General features: G+C 67.1%; 26 protein-coding genes. 16 read left to right on the top strand and 10 right to left on the bottom strand.

Features of this window, described 5'->3' with window-relative positions; all coding sequences use genetic code 11:
- Positions 1 to 946 (bottom strand): hypothetical protein (locus DAT35_RS36810; RefSeq protein WP_146210050.1); only part of this gene is annotated, 946 nt, incomplete at its 3' end.
- Positions 947 to 991: 45 nt separating this feature from the next.
- Entirely contained in the window at positions 992 to 1,123 is a 132-nt protein-coding gene (locus tag DAT35_RS61925) for a hypothetical protein (protein ID WP_255415233.1), read from the bottom strand.
- On the opposite strand from DAT35_RS61925, the gene DAT35_RS59425 reads away from it, so the two are divergent.
- Together DAT35_RS59425 and DAT35_RS36805 are read left to right on the top strand one after the other, a co-directional pair.
- A complete protein-coding gene (locus DAT35_RS59425) occupies positions 1,122 to 1,271 on the top strand; it encodes a hypothetical protein (RefSeq protein ID WP_158502063.1) in 150 nt (49 codons plus the stop codon). The two genes, DAT35_RS61925 and DAT35_RS59425, sit on opposite strands and share 2 nt — an antisense overlap.
- A gap of 226 nt (positions 1,272 to 1,497) precedes the next feature.
- Positions 1,498 to 2,442, top strand: a complete 945-nt coding sequence (locus tag DAT35_RS36805; protein WP_108073922.1) for a Virginiamycin B lyase — start codon at positions 1,498 to 1,500, stop codon at positions 2,440 to 2,442.
- A 174-nt stretch (positions 2,443 to 2,616) separates the two neighbouring features.
- Here DAT35_RS36805 and DAT35_RS61920 read toward each other — a convergent pair whose 3' ends face one another.
- Positions 2,617 to 2,748, bottom strand: coding sequence for a hypothetical protein (locus DAT35_RS61920; RefSeq protein WP_255415232.1), 132 nt, complete (start codon positions 2,746 to 2,748; stop codon positions 2,617 to 2,619).
- Between the two features lie 201 nt (positions 2,749 to 2,949).
- On the opposite strand from DAT35_RS61920, the gene DAT35_RS36800 reads away from it, so the two are divergent.
- From DAT35_RS36800 to DAT35_RS36790, 3 genes are read left to right on the top strand one after another with little or no spacing between them, the layout of a single operon-like run.
- Complete coding sequence (locus tag DAT35_RS36800) at positions 2,950 to 4,479, top strand: VCBS repeat-containing protein (RefSeq protein ID WP_108073921.1); 1,530 nt, start codon at positions 2,950 to 2,952, stop codon at positions 4,477 to 4,479.
- Between the two features lie 9 nt (positions 4,480 to 4,488).
- Positions 4,489 to 4,989 (top strand): hypothetical protein, encoded by a 501-nt coding sequence (locus DAT35_RS36795; RefSeq protein WP_108073920.1) that lies wholly within the window; start codon positions 4,489 to 4,491, stop codon positions 4,987 to 4,989.
- Between the two features lie 54 nt (positions 4,990 to 5,043).
- The gene (locus DAT35_RS36790; protein WP_108073919.1) at positions 5,044 to 6,093 is read left to right on the top strand and encodes a hypothetical protein; all 1,050 of its coding nucleotides are present in this window, start codon (positions 5,044 to 5,046) and stop codon (positions 6,091 to 6,093) included.
- 445 nt (positions 6,094 to 6,538) lie between these two features.
- On the opposite strand, the gene DAT35_RS36785 is transcribed toward DAT35_RS36790, so the two are convergent.
- Together DAT35_RS36785 and DAT35_RS36780 are read right to left on the bottom strand one after the other, a co-directional pair.
- Positions 6,539 to 6,706, bottom strand: a complete 168-nt coding sequence (locus DAT35_RS36785) for a hypothetical protein (RefSeq protein ID WP_199243099.1) — start codon at positions 6,704 to 6,706, stop codon at positions 6,539 to 6,541.
- 40 nt (positions 6,707 to 6,746) lie between these two features.
- Positions 6,747 to 8,357: a Na+/H+ antiporter gene (locus tag DAT35_RS36780; RefSeq protein WP_108073918.1), complete on the bottom strand. Its 1,611-nt coding sequence runs from the start codon at positions 8,355 to 8,357 to the stop codon at positions 6,747 to 6,749.
- A gap of 601 nt (positions 8,358 to 8,958) precedes the next feature.
- Here DAT35_RS36780 and DAT35_RS36775 point away from each other — a divergent pair.
- The 4 genes from DAT35_RS36775 to DAT35_RS36760 all read left to right on the top strand — a co-directional run bounded on the left by DAT35_RS36775 (position 8,959) and on the right by DAT35_RS36760 (position 13,815).
- The gene (locus DAT35_RS36775) at positions 8,959 to 9,813 is read left to right on the top strand and encodes a hypothetical protein (RefSeq protein ID WP_108073917.1); all 855 of its coding nucleotides are present in this window, start codon (positions 8,959 to 8,961) and stop codon (positions 9,811 to 9,813) included.
- 30 nt (positions 9,814 to 9,843) lie between these two features.
- The gene (locus tag DAT35_RS36770; protein ID WP_108073916.1) at positions 9,844 to 11,124 is read left to right on the top strand and encodes a hypothetical protein; all 1,281 of its coding nucleotides are present in this window, start codon (positions 9,844 to 9,846) and stop codon (positions 11,122 to 11,124) included.
- Between the two features lie 86 nt (positions 11,125 to 11,210).
- Positions 11,211 to 13,181 (top strand): HEAT repeat domain-containing protein, encoded by a 1,971-nt coding sequence (locus DAT35_RS62185; RefSeq protein ID WP_108073915.1) that lies wholly within the window; start codon positions 11,211 to 11,213, stop codon positions 13,179 to 13,181.
- 145 nt (positions 13,182 to 13,326) lie between these two features.
- Entirely contained in the window at positions 13,327 to 13,815 is a 489-nt protein-coding gene (locus DAT35_RS36760; protein ID WP_108073914.1) for an SMI1/KNR4 family protein, read from the top strand.
- A gap of 411 nt (positions 13,816 to 14,226) precedes the next feature.
- On the opposite strand, the gene DAT35_RS36755 is transcribed toward DAT35_RS36760, so the two are convergent.
- Positions 14,227 to 14,832 (bottom strand): SRPBCC family protein, encoded by a 606-nt coding sequence (locus DAT35_RS36755; protein WP_108073913.1) that lies wholly within the window; start codon positions 14,830 to 14,832, stop codon positions 14,227 to 14,229.
- Positions 14,833 to 15,641: 809 nt separating this feature from the next.
- Positions 15,642 to 16,259: a TIGR02265 family protein gene (locus DAT35_RS59420; protein WP_158502062.1), complete on the bottom strand. Its 618-nt coding sequence runs from the start codon at positions 16,257 to 16,259 to the stop codon at positions 15,642 to 15,644.
- Between the two features lie 1,009 nt (positions 16,260 to 17,268).
- Between DAT35_RS59420 and DAT35_RS58430 the strand changes: the two genes are divergently transcribed.
- Positions 17,269 to 17,754, top strand: coding sequence for a hypothetical protein (locus DAT35_RS58430; RefSeq protein WP_158502061.1), 486 nt, complete (start codon positions 17,269 to 17,271; stop codon positions 17,752 to 17,754).
- 152 nt (positions 17,755 to 17,906) lie between these two features.
- Here DAT35_RS58430 and DAT35_RS58425 read toward each other — a convergent pair whose 3' ends face one another.
- Positions 17,907 to 18,239, bottom strand: coding sequence for a hypothetical protein (locus tag DAT35_RS58425; RefSeq protein ID WP_146210048.1), 333 nt, complete (start codon positions 18,237 to 18,239; stop codon positions 17,907 to 17,909).
- Complete coding sequence (locus tag DAT35_RS59415; RefSeq protein ID WP_158502060.1) at positions 18,236 to 18,406, bottom strand: hypothetical protein; 171 nt, start codon at positions 18,404 to 18,406, stop codon at positions 18,236 to 18,238. The genes DAT35_RS58425 and DAT35_RS59415 overlap by 4 nt, the downstream gene beginning before the upstream one ends.
- A gap of 96 nt (positions 18,407 to 18,502) precedes the next feature.
- On the opposite strand from DAT35_RS59415, the gene DAT35_RS36740 reads away from it, so the two are divergent.
- The 5 genes from DAT35_RS36740 to DAT35_RS62490 all read left to right on the top strand — a co-directional run bounded on the left by DAT35_RS36740 (position 18,503) and on the right by DAT35_RS62490 (position 21,687).
- On the top strand, positions 18,503 to 19,186 hold the full coding sequence (locus DAT35_RS36740; RefSeq protein WP_199243098.1) for an isoprenylcysteine carboxylmethyltransferase family protein: 684 nt from the start codon (positions 18,503 to 18,505) through the stop codon (positions 19,184 to 19,186).
- Positions 19,187 to 19,226: 40 nt separating this feature from the next.
- Complete coding sequence (locus tag DAT35_RS36735; protein WP_108073910.1) at positions 19,227 to 19,808, top strand: hypothetical protein; 582 nt, start codon at positions 19,227 to 19,229, stop codon at positions 19,806 to 19,808.
- Between the two features lie 329 nt (positions 19,809 to 20,137).
- Positions 20,138 to 20,716 (top strand): aminotransferase class V-fold PLP-dependent enzyme, encoded by a 579-nt coding sequence (locus DAT35_RS61915; protein ID WP_255415231.1) that lies wholly within the window; start codon positions 20,138 to 20,140, stop codon positions 20,714 to 20,716.
- Positions 20,665 to 21,225, top strand: coding sequence for a 3-phosphoserine/phosphohydroxythreonine transaminase (gene serC, locus DAT35_RS61910; protein ID WP_255415230.1), 561 nt, complete (start codon positions 20,665 to 20,667; stop codon positions 21,223 to 21,225). The genes DAT35_RS61915 and serC overlap by 52 nt, the downstream gene beginning before the upstream one ends.
- A gap of 39 nt (positions 21,226 to 21,264) precedes the next feature.
- Positions 21,265 to 21,687 (top strand): chorismate mutase, encoded by a 423-nt coding sequence (locus DAT35_RS62490; RefSeq protein ID WP_199243097.1) that lies wholly within the window; start codon positions 21,265 to 21,267, stop codon positions 21,685 to 21,687.
- Between the two features lie 16 nt (positions 21,688 to 21,703).
- Here the strand turns inward: DAT35_RS62490 and DAT35_RS61225 are convergent, their stop codons facing one another.
- Entirely contained in the window at positions 21,704 to 22,225 is a 522-nt protein-coding gene (locus DAT35_RS61225; protein ID WP_233261940.1) for a transposase, read from the bottom strand.
- 16 nt (positions 22,226 to 22,241) lie between these two features.
- On the opposite strand from DAT35_RS61225, the gene DAT35_RS36715 reads away from it, so the two are divergent.
- Complete coding sequence (locus DAT35_RS36715; RefSeq protein WP_108073954.1) at positions 22,242 to 22,727, top strand: SMI1/KNR4 family protein; 486 nt, start codon at positions 22,242 to 22,244, stop codon at positions 22,725 to 22,727.
- Positions 22,728 to 22,748 lie beyond the last annotated feature (21 nt).

Raw genomic sequence — 22,748 nt, 5'->3', positions numbered from 1 at the left:
TGCTGCTCTCGAAGAGGGGGCCCGGCACCTCGGCCAGGTCTCTGGTGCTGAAGGAGTGGTGGGTCTCCCGAGGCATGTCTTGAATGGGCAGTGTCAGGGCCCGTCCCTCGGCGTCCCACTGTGGCGGGTCCACGGTGAAACCGCGCTCGGAGAAGTGCCGAGCAACGGCCGCGCCGACCTTCTCGGTATCGACCGGGATGCGGAAGTCGATGTGCAAGGTGGCCGGGCCCGCGACGAAGACGGGCTCCCGCTCGGAAGACTCGCTGGTGGCCCTCACCGGCCCAAGGGCCGCACCGGCGGCCGCGTAGCCCTTTCCCTCGAGCACCATCACCGGCGGCCCCTCCCCGGGCACCACCAGCTCGAAACGGGCCTCCTGCGCCAAGAGCCGACCACTCCTGCCGCGAATCCCCGGCGAGAAGGTAATGACGATGGGGTCGCTCGAAATGGGGCGGACCAGCCAGAACTGGACCGCGGTGAACCGGGTGCCGGGCGGTTCACCCATCGGGCGCATGTCAGTCACCGACTGGCTCGGAACCCATTGCAGTCCCGCAATGGCTTTCTCGGGCACGACGGTCATCCGGCCTTCCAGGGAGCTCATGTCGAGCTCCTCGTCGAACTGGATGCTCGCGTCGAATCGACTGAGCCAGGGAATGGAGATGGGCGTGTTCGCCACGTCCTGCGCCGCGAACTGGAGCCTCGGCGGGGGCAGCTCCGTCAGCTCGCGCTTCCGGTTCCCTTCCGTCGAGCCGGCCCTGTCTCCACCGGAGTCCACCTCCCTGCTGGCGGAGGCCCGCCGTGGGCCTGACGGCACCTGTGGCTGACGAGCCGCACTCTCGGGGCGGAAGCCGAACCAGAGGCCAGCGGCCAGCAGCCCCCCGAAAGCCAGGGCCAGAAGAGCTCGTCGCGGGTGCGTCGTCCTCGTGGTGCGCGATGCGTTACCGGTCATGGGATTCGCCGTAGAGCAAGAACCCGACCAGCGCAAACACGCCCCTCAAGGCCACGGAAGGAGCTCCACGCGCAGCTCGGGGTGGTCCGTCTGCACGTCCACCAACCGCTGCACGCGGCCTTCATGGCGGCCCCCCTCGCCCCCGGACCCCGAGCCAATCACGAGCATGGGCGGCATGGGAGCCCTGTTGCGGGCGAGGGCCGGGGTAGGTGGTCGTCCAGGAGGGCCGCGCGACAACGCCCCGTTCCTGGAGGTGCCCGAAGCCTTCAACGCAGCTGCGGCGGCGCTCCTGGCGGGCCTGCCGGAGCATCCGTCCACCCCGTGACGGGATGGCGTGTGCCTTACGGCGCTCACTTCGAAACGACCAGCCAGGTGTTGGTCCGACCAGAAGCAGAATCCCAAGCAGGTCGAGCTGGTACCGGCCAACACGCCCCAATTGATTGTCAAACCAAATATCGCCCAATACCGTTATAGCGGGAATTACGGATATTCACGACAGGTATTCACGAATAATCTCACGCGGCAAACGACGCCGCTCCCCGGAGACCACCATGAGACAGCCCGGAAAACATCTCGCCCTCGCCGTCGCGCTCACCTCGCTCGCCGCGCTCGCGTCGGGCGGCTCGTCCGGCTCCCTTTCGACGTACAGCCTGCCGAACCCCTCCCTGCAGCCGAACGACATCACAGTCGCGCCCGACGGCAACGTGTGGTTCACGGAGTCGGCGGACGTCTGGGGGCGGATCGGCCGGCTCGACACCAAGGGGAAGGTCACCGAGTTCCCCACGCCGTCGAACCCGGACCAGCTCGTCGTGGGCCCGGACGGCAACATCTGGTTCACGATGGCCTCGACGATCGGGCGCCTCACGCCGGCGGGCGTGGTCACCGAGTTCACGCCCCCGAACGATGGGGGCTATCAGAGCTTTCCGGGTGACATCACGAGCGGCCCCGATGGGAACCTCTGGTTCACCATGGGGGGCAAGATCTTCAAGATGACGACGTCGGGCGTGTTCACCGAGTACGCGGTCACGAGCAGCATCTACCCGAACCTGCTGGGCATCACGGTCGGACCGGACGGCGCGCTCTGGTTCGCGGAACACCAAGGCAACAAGATCGGCCGCATCGACGTGAACGGGAACATCACGGAGTTCGGGCCGGTGGACCAGCCGCACACCATCGGCGCCGGCCCCGATGGCAACATCTGGTTCACCATGCCGGCCAGCAGCACGATCGGGCGCATCACGCCCACGGGGACCATCACGCTCTTTCCCCTCGCCGGCTCGCCGCAGCCGTGGAATCCCGTGGCCGGCCCGGACGGCAACATCTGGTTCACCGAGTACTACGGTAGCAAGCAGCTCGCGAAGATAACGCCGAACGGGGTGGTCACCGAGGTGCAGACAGTCCTCGGCGCCTGGGGGCTCGCCCGCGGCGTGGGAAACACCTTGTGGATCACGCAGCCGACCGAGGACAAGATCTCGAAGTTCACGCTGGCGCCGTAGCCTCCTCGCTGGAACACGGGGTAGGTGGTCGTCCAGGAGGGCCGCGCGACACGCATTGGACGGAGCAGGAGGGCCCCGAGCAGGCCCGCCCGTCACGCTCCAGGCTCACCCCTCCCCTGCGCTGGCGACCGCTCGCCTTGGGCTCCGCCAAAGAGTGCATCCCTCTGCCGTGCTTCACTCCCACAGCGCCTGCTGCCGTGGCCCCCTTGCTGGTGCCTGGGCTGGGGGCAGCTCGGGCAGGTGAAAGTCTCCTCGCGGCGTCTTCTCCTTCATCGGCTCCTTGCTGACCGCTGCCTGGGGCGCCACGCTCGCCTCCTCCACTCCTGCTTGGGGGAGCGCTCGCTCACGTACGGCGAGGCGCAGCCCATGCGTTGCGCCTCCGCATCCGAGGGCAAGGAGCTGGCAAACGCCTGAGCCGCGACGGGAGGCGCGCGGACGAAGGCATGTCAGAGGCTCTACTTAGGGTGCTGTCCTGGACGCGACACTCGTGCGCGTGCGGGATGGGCGATGGCACCACAAAGAATCTGGAGTGGGTTTGTTCTATGGATGGGGCTGCTGGCGTCCTACTCCGCGCTCGCGGGGAACGCCCGGCCCTCCGTTCCGCTCGCGCGCATCTACAAGCCCGAGCCCACTCAGACCCTCTGGCACATGGGCTTCTATTCCACCGGGGCGGCCCTGGTGGACCTCGACCGGGATGGCTGGCCGGAGCTGGTGCTCTCCAACGGCAACGACCTGAGCCCCCAGCCGCTCGTCGTCTACTACCACCGGAAGACCGCCACCCCTCCTGTCTTCACCCCGTCGCCCAACTGGTACTCGGGAGACATCGACTACCAGGGCGGGCTTTCCGTCGGGGACCTCAACGGTGATGGCTGGCTGGACGTCGCCGTCGCGGTGCTCTTCGACCGGTACCGCACTCCCGATACGGGGCACATCAAGGTCTACCTGAACCACGAGGGCCGCCTGGAGGACACGCCCTCCTACGTCACGGACAGTGGCTTCACTCCGGGAGGTTGTGCGTTCGCCGACCTCGACGCGGATGGAGATCTGGACCTCGCCGTCGCGGTCTTCAACGAGGCCGGCTCCGGCGCACCCGGAGCCGGGGCGGCGCAGCGCATCTACCTCAACCAGGGAGGCCGGCTGGCTTCCACGCCGGGCTGGAAGAGCCGCACGCCGCTGCTGTCCCCCGAGGTCGTCGCCGCTGACGTCAACCAGGACGGGTGGATGGACCTGGTCTTCGCCGCCGAGCGGGCCTCGGTCTTCTATGGCCATGCGCCGGAGGGGGGAGAGGTCCCCCTGCCACGTGAGCCCCAGTGGGTCGCCGAGCGGGCCGCCCATCTCGAGGGAAGCGTCGAGTATGGCGTGGACGTGGGCCGAGTGGGGGACGGCAAGGGGCTGGCGATCGCCACGGCCAGGAACTGTCACGGCAGCACCTCGTGCAGGACCGGAGTCTTCCTCTACCAGCCCGAGCAGGGCTCCCTGCCGGTCTGGCGCTACGAGCGGACGGAGAACAGCTCCAAGCTGCTGCTGGCCGACGTCAACGCGGATGGGTACCTGGATCTGCTGACGAGCCAGATGGGAGTCCAGTTCGCGGGAGCCCCGTTCCTGTTCTTCGAGGGCAGCGCGAGCGGTTTCGGCACCAAGCCCGCGTACCGCACCCGGGCGAGTCCCTCCATCGGCCAGTCGCTCGCCGTGGCCAACCTGCGACGGCTCCATTTGGAGACTCGGCACGTGCGCTTCGCACCCGAGTCCCGCCGCGCCGTGGTGACGCTGGAGGACCGGAGGCTCGACGCCATCACCGGGGTACGTCTGGATGGCGTGGCGCTCGAGCCGTCCGGGTACACCTGGGTGCCCGGCCAGAACTGGCTCGCCCTGGCCCGGCCGCTCGAGCCCGGACAGGTGCTGGAGGTGGACTACGTCCGCTCGCCCGTCCTCGACGTCTTCACCGCCTCGGCCAGCCCGCACCTGGGCAACTTCTTCCTCTTCAGCGGCTACGTCCCCCCGCTGCCCGCTGTCTCACCCCCGCCGTCCCCACACTAGGAGCCCACCATGCTGCTACACCTGCTTTCCGACTTCCTGCGCAACCCCGCGCTCCGCGAGCGCTTCGAGTCCGACCCCGACGGAGTGCTCGAGGAGTACGGCGTGTCCGAAGAGGGCATTGCCTCCCTCCAGCGGCACGATTTCGATGGGGTGCTGAAGCTCCTGGGCGAGGAGCTCCGGTCCGTGCCCTTCGAGGGCGAGCGGAACCAGCGCTTCTGGGGCCGCGCCGACCTCAAGCTGCAGTCGCTCGAGCGGCACGAGGCGGTGGTGAACGAGCCCACGCGCATCACCCTCACCGGAGAGGGCTTCCGCGAGGGAACGCAGCTCGTCCTCCAGACGCCCTCGTGCTCCGTCCAGGGCACGGGCATCCAGGTGCGGCGCGAGCCCACCGGCCGCTCCACCCTCACCGCGCTGGTCCAGGTGCCCGCGCCGGGGACCTATGACGTCGTCGTGCTCGGTGCCGGGGGCATGGGCACCCTGCCCGGTGCCTTCACCGTGCGCGCGGTCTGAGCTCTGGCTGAACCACTCCAGAAGAGACACCCGCTGACGAGCCCGGAGGACGCCGTGCCCAGGACCATCCACGAACAACTTCAAGCCCTGGAGCACCGGCTGCCTCCGGCGCTCGTTCCACCCGAGGCCCGGGCGCGCTTGCTGCGGCAGGCGGCGAGGATTCCCGGCCACTGGCGTGGCTCGTGTATCGAGTGCCGCTTGCAGCCCTCGCAGGAGCGGGTGGACCTGCTGGTGTGCGCCCTCCGTGGCCCCGGAGGCCAGGACACGCTCCGGCGGCTGCTGGCCTCGGGAGAGGCTGTGCCTGCGCTGGGCTCGGCCCGAGCCCTGTTGGAGGACTGGGTCCGGCCGGGCTCGCTCCTGGACCAGCAGGCGCAACTGGTGTGGTTGGAGTACGACCTGCACCCTGGCGCCGAGCCGGACCCGTTCGTCTTCGTCCCGTTGGACCCGTACTACCTCGAGCGCCAACAGCACCCGGGCTCCGGGCAGTGGCCCCGGCAGGAAGCGGCTGCGGTGCGCGGGCTCGCCCACCATGCGTTGGGCCTGTTGCCGGGGTACTCGCCGGACCCCGCCCGGCTCGATGCGCTGGAGCGCTGCGCGGCGCGGCTCCCCGAGGACGGGCAGTTGATGCACGCGGTGGTGATGCCGCAGCGGGGGAGCGAGAACCTGCGGCTCGGAGCGATCCTCCCCTCGGACGGGGTCGAGCCCTGGCTGCGCGCGGTGGGGTGGACAGGCAGTGAGCGGCAGCTCGCACTCCTGCGGGAGGCGCTCGGCCCGGGTTGGGGCTACCTCCACGTGCAGCTCGAGCTGGAGGAGGGAGGCCGGGTGCGGCCCACCGTGGCCTTCGACTACACCCTGCGCGGCACCTCGCGCGAGAGTCCGGACTGGGAGCGCTTCATCCAGCACCTGGCCCATGTGGGGGTCTGCACCCCGGAGCGGGGCCTCGCCGCGCTGGAGTGGATCGGCTCCGAGACCGTGAGGTTCCCCGGGGCGAAGTGGCCCATCCGCCTCAACCGGACGCTCTTCTTCAAGCTGGTGGCCCATCCGGATGAATCGCTCGAGGCCAAGGCGTACCTCTGCCTCGATGCCCGGGCCTCCCTCATCTGACGGCGTGCCCGCCGGACAGCTACCGCAGCGAGAAGGCCAAGAGCCGGGAGCCGGTCGACAAGGCCCCGCGTACGGCGCCCGAGGACGAGTAACAGCCACGGCACAGGAGATGACCGACCCAGAGGCTCCGACGGACGTAACGACCACTACAGCGACGATGAAGTGAACGCAGTCAGAACATCAACCCGATGGGGAAGTGTAATTGTCGCCAAGGGGAAAAGTAATTGACGCTGGGCACTGGAGCCCACAGCAAACCTCGCGCCAGGGTGCGAGCGTGGTGCCAGGTCGGTGAAGGGTCGCTCACCGGGACAACAGAGGAGGCCCGCCCGTCGCGCTCCAGGCCCCCCTCCCCTGCGCACGCCACCGCTCGCCTTGGGCTCCGAGAAGAGGTCCCCGAGTCCCTTCCGCATGAGCCGGGAGCACGGTGGGCCTCCGCTGCGCGCGCTCACTTCGCGGGCGGCGAGAGGGCCAGGGAGTGGAGGGCCTCGGCGACCATGCGGGTGGTGATGTCGAGGTTCTCGAGCGAGATGGATTCGTCCGGGGCATGGCCCGTGTAGAAGTCCCCAGGGAAGGCCGGCCCGAAATCGACGGGCCGCGGCCTCGTCGATTTCATACGAGGGGAGAGGCCCGGTCGGGTCGCTGGCCCCGGGCGCTCAGGAGGCCAGGGCTTCCGGAGGTGAGGCGCGGGCGTCCTCCTGCGGCACGTGGGCCTCCGCGTCCTTCGCCTTGGCGATGCGCTCGTCCAGCTCCGCGGAGAGGTGCTCGAAGACCTCCTTGTTGAGCGTGCCCTGCTGGTAGGCGTTGAGCAGGGCGTCCTTCTCCACGATGAGGACGCGGCGGATGGCCTCCTGCTGCTCCTCCTCGTGGAAGCGGGTGGACTGCTGCTTGAGCGTGGTGAGCTCCTGCTCCACCTCCTGCGCCTTCTGCTGGTAGTCGCGCTCCAGGGGCTCCAGCACGTCCACCGGAATCTCCCGCGCGCGGCGCATGGCCTCCAGCGCCCCGAGCGCCGCGTGGATGGCGCCCAGCCGGCCGCGGGCCAGCTCGTATTGCTCCTGGTAGACGTCCTTGAGGCCGGTGATGCCCAGCGCCTTGAGCACCGGCGCCATGGTGAGGCCCTGGAAGATGATGGACAGCACCACCACGCCGAACGTCATGTTCACCAGCAGCTCGCGGTGGGCGAAGTCGTCCGGAAGGCCCAGCACCAGCACCATGGACACCGCGCCGCGCAGGCCGCTCCAGGTGAGCACCGCGCTCCACTTCCACGGCAGCTTCTCCGACGTGAAGCGCAACAGGCCGGACATGCTGTAGACGACCAGCGCGCGGCCCAGCACCACCGCCCCGTACGCCAGCAGGATGGGCAGCCACGACTGGAGCAGCGACGTCAGCTGCACCTCCAGGCCGATGAGCAGGAACACCACCGAGTTGAGCGCGAACGCCAGGTACTCCCAGAAGCTCTCCACCGCGATGCGCGTGGTGGGGCCCATGCCCAGGCGCGCCGCCCAGTTGCCGCACAGGAGGCCCGCCACCACCACCGCGATGACGCCCGAATAGTGGAAGTGCTCCGCCACCACGAAGGACCCGTACGCGGCGATGACCGTGAGGGTGATCTCCACCATGGCGTCCTCCACGCGGAGGATGACCTTGGACACCGCCCATCCCACCGCCGCGCCGATGAGGGCGCCCATGCCCGCCACCTTGATGAAGTCCATCACCGCGCCGCCCACGGTGAAGGTCTGGCCTCCGGCCACGCCCACCACCAGCGTGAAGAGCACCACGGAGGTGCCGTCATTGAGCAGGCTTTCGCCCTCCACCAGGATGGCCAGCCGCTTGGGCGCGCCCAGCGCCTTGAACAGGCCCACCACCGCGATGGGGTCCGTGGACACGATGAGCGACGCGAACACCATCGCGTGGATGAGACCGAAGCCCTCCAGCGCGTTCATCCCCCGCATCGCCGGGGACAACAACAGCGCCGTGAGCGCCATGGACGCCACCACGCCCGGAATCGCCATGGAGGTGATGGCCAGCTTGTTCTTCCAGAACTTGCGGAAGTCGACGTGGAAGGCCGCCTCGAACAGCAGGCCCGGCAGGATGACCGCGAACAGCAGCTCCTTCGTCAGGTGCGGCGGTTCGAAGGCATGCACGATGCCCAGGCCCAGGCCCGCCAGCACCAACGCCACCGTGTACGGGAACTTGAAGTAACGCGCCGCGATCGCCACCGCCGTCGCGATGGAGAAGAGCAGCACGAAGGCCAACTCGAAGTGCATGAATCCCCAGCCTCATTTGTGCTCAAAGATGCCGAGGATGCCATGCGCGCGGGGAGGTGGGGCAACCCCCTTTCGGAGGGAATGAGAGGGGACAGGCGGGCGTGGCATTTTGCCAGACTGTTTTCTCAAGGCTGGAGATGGAGCCGCGACAGGCGCGGGCCCTGCGCGCGCTTCTGGGTGCACTGTGGGGCGGTGGACGGCCGGACGCCGAGCAGGTGGGGGCGAGGGGCCGGATGCGGCACCCCGCACTCCAGGTACCTGGCGAAGTCCCGCTCCCTCCAAAATGTCTCCAGGATTGGAGGGGACTTCGAATCCCGTCGGGGGCACGAAAGCCGTGGCGCGCGCCCGGTAGCCACCTTCCGACGCTGGATTGCAAGGATTGCGATCCCCAGCCGCGAACGGCCGTGCAACTTTTGCATCTCCTGGCAAGACGAGGTGTGCCGGACGAGTCCACCCACGGGCCGCTCGGCGCATTACCCGGCGTTTCGGGCCCCATCCCTCTCTGTACATGCCCTCGTCCGCCCGCCACGGCATGTCCGGCACGCCTCGTGCTCTGGGGTGGCTCGGCTACTTCGCCAGAACAGACATACGAGGACAACACATGAAGCTGAAGAGAGTGATGAGGGATTGGCTTCAGCGGAGCGCCTGGGCGGGCGCCTCGCTGACGGTGGCGCTGGGGGCCGGGAGCGCCTCGGCCGCCATCACGGCTCCGACGTGCACCGAGCCCGAGCCGACGCTCCAGCAGTGCCTGGCCGACGGCTACCTGCGGAGTGTCTGCGGACAGTATTACGCGCAGCGGTGCAATGATCTCATCGAGGCCGCCTTCAACGAGGCCTGGGCGGCACTGACGGAGGAGCGGGTAGCGAAGCTGCCCGACGCGCTGGGTGGGGGCGTGTCCACCGTGCGCGTCTCGCACCACCAGGACCCGAGCACGATTCGCGTGGAGGGCGGCACCGGCACGTACGTGGGCACGGTGTTGAAGAACCAGCTGCTGCACCGCAAGGGCTTCACGAACCTGAACGACTCGGACCTGGCGCAGAACGCGCTGCTCACCCAGTGGAATACCAACGGTGAGCAGCTCACCTCCTGCGAGGAGTATGTCTACGAGAAGTACTACGACTACAGCCGCTTCGAGGATCGGCTCGGCCGCTACGGCACGGACTACCGCGCCATCTTCAACGCCGCGTATGCCTCGGACGGCATCGCCAACCGGGACCTGAGGGATCGCTCGGGCAACGTGCTGGGCTCTGTCTTCGGCAGCCAGGCCATCCCCAAGAACCTGTACTTCCTGGCCGAGCAGGGGCCGTACCCCGACGGCAGCTCTCCGTACCACATCAACCCGGAGCTGCTGGCGCTCGTCCCGACGGCGGGGCGCCAGTTCTACACGCCCACGTGGAGCTGGAACCAGCAGATGAGCAGCTCGCTCCAGGGCTACAACGACGACGAGCTCAACTAGCTCTTCGAGAAGCAGCAGCAGTTCGCCGACGTGGTCGAGCGCCGCAATGCCATCTGGGCCAGATACGAGAGTGAGCGGCAGACCCTGGACAGCACGGCCCTGCGGCAGCTCAGCGCGAGCGTGGCCGCGCAACTGCGCGGACTCGACATGGAAATCGAGGCGGGCCTGCAGGACGCCCAGGCGCAGGGCTGCCTCGGGCTGACCAGCGGCATGCGCTGCGACTGGTCCCCCGAGCGCTTCAAGGTGCTGATCGACGCGGAGATGGTCCCCCGCCGCGAGACGAACTTCCAGCGCTGCCTGGAAATCACCGGCAACGACTTCGGCGCGCAGAGCTTCGTGCGCAACGCCGGCCAGCTGGGGATCAGCGGTCTGGAGGGCGACTACACCACCGGTGCCCGCAAGCTCGATTCCTATATCGCCTCGTACAAGCGCTGGCTGGACGGCCAGCCCACCATCATGACGGCGTGGACACAGAAGATCCGCCGCTCGTTCAAGAAGAGCGATTCGGGCGGGTTCGGCGACTCGGACGCGGGTGCCAGCTACGAGTACGGGGCGGGCTGGGAGTTCAACGCCACCGCGTCGCATCTCGGCGTCTGCGAGGCCTTCGACTCGCACGCCAACGCCTACCTGCGCGCCAGGGCCCAGCTCTTCGGCTCCGACAATGAGATCTTCTACGCCAGCGGCGATGCGACGGCCCAGGACAAGAGCACCAACACCGGAGACGAGAACGTCGGCTACGCGGTGGTTCTGCGCGTGGTGGGTTCCGACATCTACAAGAGCAGCGGCAACTACCCGGCGACCTTCTCGTTCGCCAACTCCAAGAGCGCCAAGCAGGAGTTCCTCAAGGTCTCCATCCCCATCCCCATCATGGGCATCCCCATCACCGTGTCCGGAAGCATCATCGGCTCCGTCGGCATCAATGCCGGAGTCCATGGTGGGGTTTCTCCGGGGTGCAGGTTCACGCTCGGTTCGAACGTGATGCCCTGGGCGAAGGTGGATGCCGCCGTCGCGGTCGCGGTGGATGTCTGGTTCGCCTCCGCGGGCATCAGCGGCTCGCTCACCCTGATCGGTGCGGAGGTGCCGGTCAACGTGGAGCTGGCCGTCTTTCTCGATTCGTTGACGTCCCAGGTGATGTTCAAGTCGGACGCGGAGCTGGCAGTGACCCTGAGGGCGCTCGATGGCTCCATCAAGCTCTTCCTCGACGTCATCCTGCTGGACCCCGCGGAGGTGGTGCTCTTCGAGTTCACCGGGTCGAAGAGCACGATGAAGCTCGAGGAGCACAAGAAGGTGCCGCTGGGTCTGCTGCTCTGAGCCCGCGCTATCTCCATCCGCTCCGGGGTCCGTAATGGGCCCCGGGGCCGCTGTACCGCCCCCGTCTCGTCTCGAAGGAGTTGATCATGTTGAAGAGTACTCGTCTCCGCCTGGCGGGCGTCGTGGCCACTGTCGCCGCGCTGGCGCTGGGTTTCCTCCTCCGCCCGGACGCCGAGCTGGCTCCGGCCCCTGCTGTCCCCTCGACCGCGGACGCGCCTCGGGCCGCCGCCAGCGCCGTGCGTTCCTTCACGGTGCGGCCCTCCTGGTCCGTGGGCACACGCTACGTCTACACCTTGGAGTGGCGCACCGAGCAGCGCCTGCTGCCACCGCTGCCCGGCCGGGAGCAGGGCAAGGTCACCCCCATGGATGGCGCGAGGCGGCTGTCCGGGGACCTGGTCCTGCGCGCGCTGGGCCGCGACGGGGAGTCCTTCCTGCTGGGGGCCTCGCTGGAGAACCTGCGCGAGCCCATGCTGCGCATCTCCTCGCAGCCGGAGCCGGATGCTGCCTCGTTGACCGCGGCGCTCACCGGCCACGAGGCGCTGCTCGAGGTGGATGGGGCGGGCAACCTGCGCTCGCTGCGCTTTGCCCCGCAGGACCCGAGCGTCTTCAAACACCTCCTGCAGGAACTGCTCACGCTGGTGGAGCCCACGCTGCCGGTGGAGGAGGCCCAGCGGAGCGCCGGACGGTGGGAGGTACTCGAGAGCACATCGCAGGGCCAGGTGCGCTCCACCTACGAGGTGGAGGCGGACGATTCCCACGCCGTGCACCGGGGACGCTCGGCGTACACGCGGCTGTACGTGGTGCCCTCGGAGATGGAGCGCGCATCGCAGCAGCTCGAGTCCCAGGCCCGCTTCGCCTTCGCCGAGGCCGGGCACCTGTCCGGGGTGAGCCACCAGGAGCGCCTCGTCGTCCGGAACCAGAGCGGGGTGCTGCTGCTGGATTCGAAGGAGTTGCTGCGGCTGTCGCTGCGCGAGCTGGGCACCTTCACCCCGCCAGCGGATATGGGGTTGGCGGCGCACACGGAGGTGCGTCAGCCGGGCGTCATCACCGCCAGCGCGCAGCTCGAGCGCAAACTGTTGCAGCAGCGCGCTGGGGAGCTGACGGTGGAGCAGCTGGTGGCGGACCTCCTGAAGTACGGCGCCAGCGGCAACATGCCGGACAAGAACCGCTGGGTGTGGCGGGCCAGCGGGCGGCTGATGCTGGAGCCGGAGCGTTGCCGCGAGCTGGTGCCGGTGTTCGCGCGGCCGGAGCTGGGGGACGAGGGCAGGGCGCTGCTGATGGACGTGCTGGCCTCGGCGGGGAACGCGCAGGCGCAGGGGGTGATGCGCGAGTTGTTGGAGATGGATGTGGCGCGAGGAGGCAACCCCCAGGCGTATGAGCTACTGCTCCAGCGGCTGGGAATGGTGGAGGAGCCGACGACGGAGACGCTGGAGTCCCTGATGCAGTACCACGCGCGTGCGCGGGCGGAGCAGCGGGAGAACGTGCGCAACGCGAGCGCCTATGCGTTGGGCGCGGCGGGGGGCAACCTGGCGGCGGACGATGCGCGGGCGGGGGGCTACACGCGCATGCTGGTGGACGAGCTGGGGACGGCGCGCTCGGCGGGGGATCGCGAGACGTACCTGCGGGCGCTGGGCAACGCGGGCCGCGAGGAAGGCATGGCGGCGGTGTTGGCGCATGCGGCGGATCCCGAGGAGCCGGTGCGTGCGACGACGGCCGCGGCGCTGCGCAAGACGGACACGCCGGAGGCCACGGCGACATTGCTGCGGCTCGCCCGGGATTCCTCCCGCTCAGTGCAGTCCGAGGCGATCGTGGCGCTCCGGACGCATCGGTTGGACGCGGGAGCCCTGGTGGCGCTGCGGGACACGGTGGTGTCCGGCGGACTGCACTCGGGCGTCGAACCACTCCTGGTGGGGTTGCTCGCGGAGCAGCTGGAGGGCGGCCCCGCGGTTGCTCAGACGTTGCGGTTCCTGGCGAACGCGGTGCAGGACGATCCCTCGCTGCACACCCGTATCCTGGAGCTCCTGGCCCGCGCGGAGTCGCCGGCCCGGACGCACTGAGTGAACAGGACCAGAAGTACAGGAGGATGGGGGCCCTGTTGAAGGCGTGGGCGAGAGCGGAGGACAAGACGTACCCCGCCTGCTACAGAGGCCAATCGCCCTGGAATTCAGCAGGTCCCGACCTTCCGTACACGGACAACTGAGAATGGCCACGTCCATGAGGCGCCTGCTCGAAGAGGTCTCCCGCGACCACTTTCCGTATCCCCCCGCCACGCCCGAGGAAATCAACGAGTTCGAACAGCGAGTGGGCTGGCGATTGGATCCGAACCTTCGGGCTTTTTATCTGCATTGCAACGGGGCCGAGCTGTTCAAGCAGCGACCAGGTTGTCCCTACCGCATCCTTCCCTTGTCCGAGATCATCCGGGCGAGGGTGGCCATCTACGACGAAGACGACGACCAGTGGGGTCCAGCCTCGGTGTATGCGCTCTGCTATCTACAGGATGGCGACTACGTCGTGGTGGACATGAGTCGCCAGGAAGACGGCGGTTATCCCCTCATCGACGGGTGGCATGAAGCGTGGCCGGATCCAAAGCAGTGCAAACAGATCGCCACGTCCTTCTCGGAGTTCTTGGAAGCAGCCCTACGAAGTAGGGGACGCAAGTTCTGGTTGAAGCATCCAGCCCCCTCCACATAGGGGATGCCTTTCCGTCAGAGCAGCCGTCCTTCCCAGCGCCCCTCTCCTCCCTTCCACTCGGCTCCGCACACCTTCATCGAGCCAGGCAGTTTGAGCGTTCCCGCGCAGCGACCCCTGGATGTCCTCGGCCTCCACCGTAAGCATGGCGAAGGCGCAGAACAGCCGCTGCTCGCTCTGCCATAGCCTCGTGAGCTCCCGAGCCCACGGGTGCTGCTCATAGAAGCGTTTGACGGGTGGCCCGGAGCTTCCTCGGTAGAAGCGTCACTGCGTAGCAGGGAGGGCCCCCATTCCCCCTATCCCTTGCGGTGATGCCGGCACGGTCGGAGTTCGCGGAGGTGTTGTGAGCGAGCGGCCGACTCGTCGCTGAACAAATAGCCGGTGTGCGTCTCGCTGAGAATTCTTCCCGCACGCCTACTCTTCGGCGGCGGCTTTGTCGGCGTCAGCCTGAGCCGCGCCAGCGGCCGCTGTTGCTACCTGCTTGCCCTCGGCGACGGTCTTCAGCTGGGCGAGCCCTTTCTCGATGTCGGCGCCGAGCATGTTGTCCATGTCCATGAACATGCCGAAGGCTTTGCCTATGAAATTGTGGTTCCCATCCATCGACCACGTCACGAACGAGCCGGTCGGCGTACCCTCAAGGGTGAGCACACACCTTGCCGTGGACTCCATCGGCTCCACAAACTCGAGCTTCATGCCCACCTTCTGGCCAGGGATGCTCTCTTCGATCGTCATCTTGCCCTTGCCGACTTCCTTGCCGCTCCACGAATACGACTGACCGACGCCCGCCGCGGGGCCTTCGAAGGTCTTCTGCATGTTGGGCTCGAGCTTCTCCCACTGCGACCCGAAAAGGACCAAGACACCGGCAAACTGATGGAGGTCGTTGAGAACACCGAACACGAGATCGGCTGGAGCAGCGACCGCGAGCTTGCGCTCGACGTGATAGGCGGACGGCCGTGTGGCCGCCACCGCCACGAAAAGGACCAAGACACCCGCAACACCGATGAGAATTGTCCCGAGCATTGAAGCCCTCCGAGCGGCGTAACCATCACATCGCAGGGCCGGCGGTCAAGCGCGGGTGGGCGGGTAGAGGTGCTGGAAAGTCCGCGCGTGACGAACGCCTATGCGACGCGCTCCAAGGCCGGGATGACGTGATCGAGTTCAAGCGCCGGGGCCGACAGCGTTTGCGACAAAAACACCTCTTCGGCCCGAATCGGAAGTGAGCGCTCGAGGCGATGTGCTCGCGCGTTTCGGCCACCATAGATGACAACGAGCTCGCCGCCGGATCACGTCTCGTTGCGGGAGCGCACGTTTCTGGCGCTCCGGTCGTTTCGCCACCATCCCCGACCGCCCAGGCGACGCCATCGCCCGCCGAGTTCCTGCGCATGTTCATCGATAAGCTTCGGGAGACGGGACCGATACCGCCTTTCAAGCTCGATCAACACCAGATGGCTGTTCGCTGGGCGTACGGCGAGATTCAGTTGCGCGCTTCGTGCAAACTTTTTTGCAGAGCGCCTCCTGGCGAGCGCGGCCGATTCATGGAACAGCTGATGGACGGAGCACGATCCGCTTTCGAAGATCCGGAGTAGGGCCCGTGCGGCGCCGAGCCTGAGCGTCCGCGCGCAGCGCTCCCCACGGTCTCAACGCTTCTCACTGTCCAGCACCTTCATCTGCTGCTCCGGGTAACGCGTGCCGGCGATGGCCTCCGGCGGGAGGATGGCCTCGGTTGCGAGCATAGTGGGATGGACCTCCCGCTCGACGAGGGGCGGAGAGGCGATGCCCGCCCTGGGGCTCGGTCCATTATCGGGCGGGGGCACGGCCGTGCCGTGGGCTCATTCCCAGCTCAGCATGTATTCGCCGACGAGCGGCTCCGGCTCGCGGGAGCGCATCTGGAAGTTCTGCACCTTCGCGTTCTCGAAGACTGCCTGCAGCGCCCCCTCGGTGTACATGAGCGGCATGAAGTCGCGCTTGAGGATGAAGGTGGCGCTGTTCGGCCCCGTCCATCGTACCTCTCCTTGAAGGGTGCTGACCGACACGGAGAAGGCAGCCGGCAGCGCGGTGAGCAGCCGCTTGGGGCTTCCCTGGGCCACCACCAACATCGTCTTGCCGACGGCGGAGGCGAAGAAGTTCTTCGTCCCCTTGTAGCCCATGTGCCACAGCGTCTTCTCGAAGCCGCCGTACTTGTCGTGCAGCAGCTTCGCCGCCGTGTAGACCAGCGCGAGGTGCGCCCTGGAGGAGTAGCTGAAGAAGTCCACGAACTTCTTCTCTCCCGCCGCTTCCAGGCATTGCCGCATCGCGGTTTCGCTGCCCAGCTCTCGCACCACCTCCAGCACTCCGTTGAGGTACAGCCCGCGCGCGGTGTCCGCCGGTGTCAGCAACGCCATCCGCCGCCGCTGCTCCTCCTCGAATTCCGTGAGCGTCGCCCCGCGTGGGACGTCCGGGTTCTTCATGGATGGTGTTCCCCCTGTGGTCGGGCCTTCCTGGCCGGGCTCCACCATCCTCCTCCAGGCGGGCAGACGCGGACAAGCAGCCGCGCCCCGCTCACTCGGGAGCATAGGCGGAATGGGAGCCCTGTAGCGGGCGAGGGCCAGGGTAGTCGGCGCGGGCACGACCTGCCGACCCCGCTCAGTGGTAATCCCGGTTCGGGCACGACCACGGCTCGCGGGTTCGGGGTACTCCTCCCCGACGGGTTCGAATCCCGTCGGGGACAACCTGGGAAGCCCACCAATCTCAAGGGGTTGCTGGGCTTTTCTTTTGCCCCCGGTTCCGGGCCGCCCTCTAGAAAGAGTTAGAAGCGCAGCTGTCTGCAATCCGAGCTGGCCCGGACGGTGCGGCGACTCCGCTCGCGAAGCTCGCCGCCTGGTTCCGCCACCACCTCGCCTGCCTTCAGCGCAACGGCTCTCCGCGTTAGACTGCCCTACGGCCGGAATGAAGGGCGTGGCGGCGGAAGGGACGAAGAGCGACATGGCTGGGCGCTTCATCGTGGGGCCGGACGACATGGCGTGGCGTGTGCCCGCTGGCCCGGGGCTGCGCATGGACGTGCCTCACGAAGGAATCTGGCGGCGGAGGCCCTCCCTGCACTTCGAAGCCTCTTCGGAGCAGCGCGTCCGGCTGATGAGCCAGGGCCAGCCGTTGTTTTGGATGCGCATGCACAGACGGTGGTCTTGCTGTGGCTTCCTGCGGGGGGCCGTCCGTCCCCCCTTTCCCTGGGTACTTCCCCCCATTCAGGCCTCACGGGCGCGGGGCACGACCCAGGAAGCCGGTTCCCCAGGATGGTGGGAATCCTGGACACGACACTTCGCGCGCGAACTCGAGGACGCGGCCTCCACCATTCTCCATTCCGGCCGCTGGGCCATTCATCCAGTCGGGGTTGTTTCCGAGGAGGATGCTCAGGGCATTTCCCCTCCGAATGTTGGCTTTGGCTACGACCCGCAACCGGCCCACACCCTGATGTCCGTGATGCGCTTCGACCGCTTCTGGGTCGAGCGATGGAGCTGGAGCGGCCCGAGTGCCCACATCTGGCCCGAGGCGAAGATGGGGGCTGTGCTGGCCCTGCGGGAGCCCTCACGTCCTGACGCCAGTCGCGTGAAGGCGTGGCGAAAACACGCCCGGGATGGAACACTCCCCCCGGTGCTGTTGCTCTACATGGAGCTGCCCCAGAAATGGCTGGTCTTGGATGGCCATGATCGGCTCCAGGCCGCCTTGCTCGAAGGCATCACGCCGCCCTTGTTGGGCCTCTGGCCTGTCTTCACCAGGTCGGGCACGTTCGAGCACGAGGGCCCTGGGCAGCGCATTCCGCCACTGACCGTTACGCGAGCCTGGCCCATCCGGAGGTCCGACTGGCTGGCCAGTGTCCTGCGGTTCCAGCCGCGGCGGCCCAAGGGCGTAACCGCCGAGGACTGGGAGGGATTCATCGGAGAGCAGCCCTGGGAACGCGGTGATTAAAGAGCATCCCCGAGTAGATGGTGAGCCGGTACACGCCTGTCCAGGCCGCCCTCCCACGAGGGGCGCGGCAGGGGCCTGGGCCTGTTGGCTATGGCTTGAGCCTCAACACCACGCGACCTGGGGTGGCCCTCGCGCCGGCCCGATCAATTTAGTTACAACCCAAACTGCTTAGCCCACGCCCCCGGAATGCACACACCACCACCGCAGTCCATAACACCAGGTGGGCAGCTGATTCTTGGGTCGTTGATGCAGTAATCGGTCCTGTTCAAGCAGCGATCGCCAAAGAAGTTGCCGCAGGGCTTTGGGTCCGCGAGGCAGACGCCGACGCCGTCCTTGATTTCCTTTTCGCCGACACAGATTTCTTTCTTAAGGCATTTCTTGCCGGAGGAGCCGCCGCAGCGTCTTGGGGTGGTGTCTACCGGCTTGCCTTGAGGAGCAGCAGCGGCGAAGGCGGCGAAGGCAACGAGGAAGAAGGTCGCTTTCATTTTTTATCGTTTTCCTCAAGCTGGGGGGGCAGGCTAGAGACCGCCGCTGTGTGGCGCACGGGGCCTTCCCCCCCGAACTCCCCGGCGTCGATCAGCTCCGCGCAGTGCGTCGCCACGACGAGCCGCCCGGAGTGATCGGCAAGCAGCAGTTGTGTCTTCTTCAACATGGGCGCAGATTAGCTCACCCTGGTGAGGACCCTCGTGGATTGCGGGAGGACGGCGAGGCGGGTGATGGTCGCGTGGCTTCACTCCCGGGAGGTCTTATGGCCGAGCGGTCCTTGCGGTGGCGCGCCTTCGTGGGCCTGGCGCGGTTGGCCGGCGTGATGGCGCTGCTCGTCTTCGTGCCCGCCGGGACGGCGCGGTATGGGCGTGGCTGGGTGTTGCTGGGGGTGTTTTTGGGCGCCGCGCTCGCCGTCACCCTGCGCCTGCTGCGCAGCGACCGCGCCCTGCTCGAGCGCCGGTTGAAGTCCGGGCCCGCGGCCGAGTCTCGTCCCCTCCAGAAGCTCCTCCAGAGCCTCGCGAGCCTCGGCTTCGTGGGCGTGCTGGTGCTGCCCGCGCTCGACGTGCGCTGGCATGGGCCGCGCCTGCCGTGGGCGGTGTCGCTCGGGGGCGATGGCCTCGTGGCGCTCGGCTATTGGATCATCGCCCGGGTGTTCCAGGAGAACTCCTTCACCGCGGCGACCGTCGAGGTGGGCGCCGGGCAGACCGTGACGACGACCGGGCCCTACGCCGTCGTCCGCCACCCCATGTATTCGGGAGCGCTGGTGCTGTTGCTGGGCATTCCGCTAGCGCTCGGCTCGATGTGGGGGTGGTGGGCGACTCTGCTGGTGGCGCTGACGCTCGTGGGGCGGATCCTGGACGAGGAGAAGCTGCTCGTGCGCGACCTGCCCGGCTACGACGCCTACCGCCGCCAGACGCGTTCCCGGCTCATTCCCTACGTCTGGTAGGCACGGGGCTTCCGGCGTGGCGCGAGGGTAGGCTGGAGCCATGTCTTCCTCCGAATACGCTCTCGTGGTGAATGCCCTGCGCGCCCGCGTCCAGGCTGGGCTCTCGATGGACGAGTCGATCGTCGTCCTCCAGGAGCAGGGCGTGCCCATCGTGCCCTCCATGAAGGCAGTCATGGACCTGTTCGGCGTGTCCCTGGACGAGGCCAAGCAGCGCGTGGCCGGGCATCCCGTGTGGGCGGGAATGAGCAAAGCGAGCGAGCCGCTCCACGATGCGCTGGAGCTGTTGGCGGACGCGATGAAGGGCCGACCGTTCCGAAAGGCCCACCTCTACCGCGCCGCGGTCACCGCGCTCTTCCCGCTGCTCGGGCTCGAGCCCATCGCCGAGGACTGGTCGGGACTGGACGCCGTCCTGCCGTTGATCGAGCGCATGCGTCAGGACGGGGCGGTGGTGATGGTGAAGTGGGATGGCGAGCGCAAGGCGCCGGGGGATGCGCCGCCCTATACGGTCCTCGCGTCGGTGCCGGGGCGCGCGAACATGTCCTTCAGGGCCGACCTGCCCGTGCTCGAGGACGCGCTCGCCCGGGTCATCGTCGAGTACGCCGTGAAGGCCTGGAACCCCTGACCTGGCAGGTGCCTGGGGGGCAGCTCGGGCAGGTGCAGGTGGCGCAGAATGCGCCGGATGACTCTGTCCTGGGTGAGCTACGCCTGCACCCGCCTCCTTCCTCCGCACCTCGCTCGGGCAGGAGAAGACGTCCACTGCGCACGTCTTGCGCTGCTACCCCGCCCGCCCCAGCCTCCGGGCGCGCTGACTCTTCCGCACCTGACGCTGGTGCCTCCTCCTCGCCCGGCGCCGCCGCTGCGGAGAACAGCTGATATAACGGGGCCTGTGTCGTTTTCTCAGATTGATGCGACAATGATACGGCCCCGTTTTTTGTTTATAAGGATTTTGTTGTGACAAACATCTATAACTTCTCCGCCGGCCCAGCCGTTTTGCCCAAAGAAGTGCTGGCCCAGGCCGCCGCTGAAATGCTGGACTGGCATGGCAGCGGGATGTCCGTCATGGAAATGAGCCACCGCGGCCCGGAATTCATTTCGATTTACCGCCAGGCTGAACGTGACCTGCGCGACTTGCTGGCCGTGCCGGACAACTACAAGATTTTGTTCATGCAAGGCGGCGGCCTGTCGCAAAACGCTGTCATTCCGATGAACCTCGTCGGCAAGGAAGGCGCCACCATCGACTTCATTCAGACCGGTTCGTGGTCGTCGAAATCCATCAAGGAAGCGGCGCGCTATGCCAACGTCAACGTGGCCGCATCGGCCAAGGACAATGGCTACACGTTCGTGCCGCCGCAATCGGAATGGAAGCTGACGCCGGGCGCGTCGTACCTGCACCTGTGCACCAACGAAACCATCGACGGCGTGGAAATCAGCTTCGTGCCGGAAGTGCAGGGCAGCACCGATATCGTGGCGTGGCCGACATGTCGTCGCACATTTTGTCCCGCCCCGTCGACGTATCGAAATACGGCGTGATCTTCGGCGGCGCGCAAAAGAATATCGGCCCGGCCGGCGTCACGGTGGTCATCGTGCGCGACGACTTGATCGGCAAGGCGCTGCCATACTGCCCGTCCGCGTTCGACTTCAAGAACGTGGCGGACAACGAATCGATGTACAACACGCCGCCCACGTACGGCATCTACATTGCCGGCCTGGTGTTCCAGTGGCTCAAGCGCCAGGGCGGCGTGGCCGAGATGGAACGCCGCAACATTGAAAAAGCCAAGCTGCTATACGCGGCGCTCGACGCGGACGATTTTTACCAGAATCGTGTGCAACCAGAATACCGCTCGCGCATGAACGTACCGTTCTACCTGCGCAACGAAAGCAAGAATGAAGCATTCCTGGCCGGCGCCAAAGCGCGCGGCCTGCTGCAACTGAAGGGCCACAAGTCCGTCGGCGGTATGCGCGCATCGATCTATAACGCGATGCCACTCGAGGGTGTCCAAGCACTGGTCGATTACCTGAACGAATTTGCGGGCCGCTGATACGCAAGCAACAGCGCCTGTTTTCCCTTCCAGCAGCTCATGAATGACAAATTAAAACCGCTGCGCGAAAAGATCGATGCGATCGACGCGCAGAGCCTGCACCTGCTCAATGAGCGAGCCAAGGTTGCGCAAGAGGTGGGCCATGTGAAGACAGAGACCAACGCGCCCGTGTTGAGCATAGGCGGAATGGGAGCCCTGTTGCGGGCGAGGGCCGGGGTAGGTGGTCGTCCAGGAGGGCCGCGCGACACGCATTGGACGGTGCAGGAGGGCCCCGAGCAGGCCCGCCCTTCGCGCTCCTGCCCCCCCTCCCCTGCGCTGGCGACCGCTCTCCTTGGGCTCCGCCATAGAGTGCATCCCTCAGCCGTGCGTCACTCCCACAGCGCCTGCTGTGCTGGCCCCTGGCAGGTGCCTGGGGTGGGGGCAGCTCGGTCAGGTGCAGGTGGCGCAGAATGCGCCGGATGACTCTGCCCTGGATGAGCTACGCCAGCACCCGCCGCCTTCCTCCGCACCTCGGGCAGGAGAACACGTCCACTGCGCACGTCTTGCGCAGCAACCCCTCCCAATCCTGCCTCCGGGCGCGCTGACTCTTCCGCCACATGGCCCGAGCTGCCGCACCTGAAGCTGCTGCCTCCTCCTCTCCCGGCGCCGCCGCCGCGGAGAGCAGAAATGGCCGGACTCTCGCCTCCGGAGCAAACATGCCATGGATGCGGGTGAGGTTCGTCCTCGGTGGAGGCACCAGGCTGGCCAGCCGGCGGAGCAGCTCCAGCCCGGTGAAGAGCAGGTGCCTCGTGCCTTCCGGCAGCGGGCGCTTCATGCGCCAGGCGATGCGGCCATCCTCCGCTCGTGACAACCGCTCCTGTGCCAGCGCACCGCTTGCCCCGTAGCGGCCTGGCCGCTCCAGTCCTTGCCTGTCGTTCGCATGCAGGTGCGTATTGGCGTGCAGGGAGAATCCCCATGAATCCAGGATGGAGGGCGGTGCTGATGGTGCTGCGCACCCCATGCACGGACAACTGATAATGGCCACGTCCATGAGTCGCCTGCTCGAAGAGGTCTCCCGCGACCACTTTCCGTATCCCCCCGCTTCACCCGAGGAGCTCAAGGCGTTCGAGCAACGGGTCGGCTGGAGACTGGACCCGGACCTGCGGGCCTTCTACCTGCATTGCAACGGAGCAGAGCTGATCAAACAGCGACCGGATTGCCCCTACCGTATCCTCCCGCTGTCGGAGATCGTCCGAGCGCGTGTGGCGATCCGTGGTGAGGATGAAGACAAGTGGGGCCCGGCTTCGATGTACGTCCTTTGTTATTTGCAGGATGGCGACTATGTGATTCTCGATGTGAGCCGACAAGACAACGACCGCTATCCCCTCACGGATGGTTGGCACGAAGCCTGGCCGGACCCGAAGTATTGCGAGCAGATCGCCAGTTCCTTTTCGGAGTTCTTGGAGGAGGCGCTGCGAAGCAAGGGGCGCCAATATTGGCTGGCACGTCAGGCGGAGCGTTGAACCAGTCAGGCCCGCAGGGGC

Origin of the sequence: Vitiosangium sp. GDMCC 1.1324 (assembly GCF_003044305.1) — a bacterium.
GTDB lineage: Bacteria > Myxococcota > Myxococcia > Myxococcales > Myxococcaceae > Archangium.
This window is presented reverse-complemented; position numbering and strand designations above follow the sequence as displayed.

Coding starts and splice junctions, on each gene's coding strand:
- DAT35_RS36740 (WP_199243098.1), top strand. CDS start 18,503: ATGGCCGAGCGGTCCTTGCGGTGGCGCGCCTTCGTGGGCCTGGCGCGG.
- DAT35_RS59420 (WP_158502062.1), bottom strand. CDS start 16,259: ATGAAGAACCCGGACGTCCCACGCGGGGCGACGCTCACGGAATTCGAG.
- DAT35_RS36755 (WP_108073913.1), bottom strand. CDS start 14,832: ATGCTCGGGACAATTCTCATCGGTGTTGCGGGTGTCTTGGTCCTTTTC.
- DAT35_RS36715 (WP_108073954.1), top strand. CDS start 22,242: ATGGCCACGTCCATGAGTCGCCTGCTCGAAGAGGTCTCCCGCGACCAC.
- serC (WP_255415230.1), top strand. CDS start 20,665: ATGTCGTCGCACATTTTGTCCCGCCCCGTCGACGTATCGAAATACGGC.
- DAT35_RS36795 (WP_108073920.1), top strand. CDS start 4,489: ATGCTGCTACACCTGCTTTCCGACTTCCTGCGCAACCCCGCGCTCCGC.
- DAT35_RS36735 (WP_108073910.1), top strand. CDS start 19,227: ATGTCTTCCTCCGAATACGCTCTCGTGGTGAATGCCCTGCGCGCCCGC.
- DAT35_RS59425 (WP_158502063.1), top strand. CDS start 1,122: ATGGGAGCCCTGTTGCGGGCGAGGGCCGGGGTAGGTGGTCGTCCAGGA.
- DAT35_RS36785 (WP_199243099.1), bottom strand. CDS start 6,706: ATGAAATCGACGAGGCCGCGGCCCGTCGATTTCGGGCCGGCCTTCCCT.
- DAT35_RS58425 (WP_146210048.1), bottom strand. CDS start 18,239: ATGAAAGCGACCTTCTTCCTCGTTGCCTTCGCCGCCTTCGCCGCTGCT.
- DAT35_RS36800 (WP_108073921.1), top strand. CDS start 2,950: ATGGCACCACAAAGAATCTGGAGTGGGTTTGTTCTATGGATGGGGCTG.
- DAT35_RS58430 (WP_158502061.1), top strand. CDS start 17,269: ATGCGCTTCGACCGCTTCTGGGTCGAGCGATGGAGCTGGAGCGGCCCG.
- DAT35_RS36780 (WP_108073918.1), bottom strand. CDS start 8,357: ATGCACTTCGAGTTGGCCTTCGTGCTGCTCTTCTCCATCGCGACGGCG.
- DAT35_RS61225 (WP_233261940.1), bottom strand. CDS start 22,225: ATGGGGTGCGCAGCACCATCAGCACCGCCCTCCATCCTGGATTCATGG.
- DAT35_RS36805 (WP_108073922.1), top strand. CDS start 1,498: ATGAGACAGCCCGGAAAACATCTCGCCCTCGCCGTCGCGCTCACCTCG.
- DAT35_RS36760 (WP_108073914.1), top strand. CDS start 13,327: ATGGCCACGTCCATGAGGCGCCTGCTCGAAGAGGTCTCCCGCGACCAC.
- DAT35_RS61925 (WP_255415233.1), bottom strand. CDS start 1,123: ATGCCGCCCATGCTCGTGATTGGCTCGGGGTCCGGGGGCGAGGGGGGC.
- DAT35_RS62490 (WP_199243097.1), top strand. CDS start 21,265: ATGAATGACAAATTAAAACCGCTGCGCGAAAAGATCGATGCGATCGAC.
- DAT35_RS36775 (WP_108073917.1), top strand. CDS start 8,959: ATGAAGCTGAAGAGAGTGATGAGGGATTGGCTTCAGCGGAGCGCCTGG.
- DAT35_RS59415 (WP_158502060.1), bottom strand. CDS start 18,406: ATGTTGAAGAAGACACAACTGCTGCTTGCCGATCACTCCGGGCGGCTC.
- DAT35_RS62185 (WP_108073915.1), top strand. CDS start 11,211: ATGTTGAAGAGTACTCGTCTCCGCCTGGCGGGCGTCGTGGCCACTGTC.